General features: G+C 77.9%; 1 pseudogene. It reads left to right on the plus strand.

Features of this window, described 5'->3' with window-relative positions:
• Positions 1–578: pseudogene (locus RM812_RS42125) on the plus strand (NADP-dependent oxidoreductase); the annotation flags it as partial.

The raw sequence follows: 578 nt of genomic DNA on the forward strand, positions 1-578 counted from the left end.
TCGGTGACCGGGTCGTGGCGATGCTGCCCCTCGACTCCGCCGGCGGCGCCGCCGAGTACGCGCTCGTCCCGGCCGCGTCCCTGGCCCCGGCGCCCCGGACGACCGAACTGGTCGACGCCGCGGCGCTGCCGCTGACCGGCCTGGCGGCCTGGCAGACGGCGTTCGAGCTCGCCGAGCTGAAGCGCGGTCAGTCCGTCCTGGTCAACGGGGCGGGGGGCGCGGTGGGCAGCCTCGTGGTGCAGCTCGCCGTCGACGCCGGAGCGCACGTCACCGCGGTGGACGCGCCCCAGCACGCCGACCGCCTCCGGGGCTACGGCACGGACCGGGTCGTCGGCCCCCTCGACCTCGCCGCGGGCCCGGCCGCCGTGGGCGGTCCGTTCCAGGCCGTGGTGAACCACGTGCGGGTCTCCCCGGAGGAGCTGGCGCAGCTGACGCGTTACGTCGCCGACGGCGGGGTCGCCGCCAGCACGGCCGGCCCGATTCCCGAGGACCCCACCCGGGGAGTGCGCAGCGCGAGCCTGTGGGTCCGCAGCGACGGAGCCCAGCTGGCCGAGCTGGTCGCCAAGGTGGACGCCGGC

This window comes from Streptomyces lancefieldiae (assembly GCF_031845825.1).
GTDB lineage: Bacteria > Actinomycetota > Actinomycetes > Streptomycetales > Streptomycetaceae > Streptomyces > Streptomyces lancefieldiae.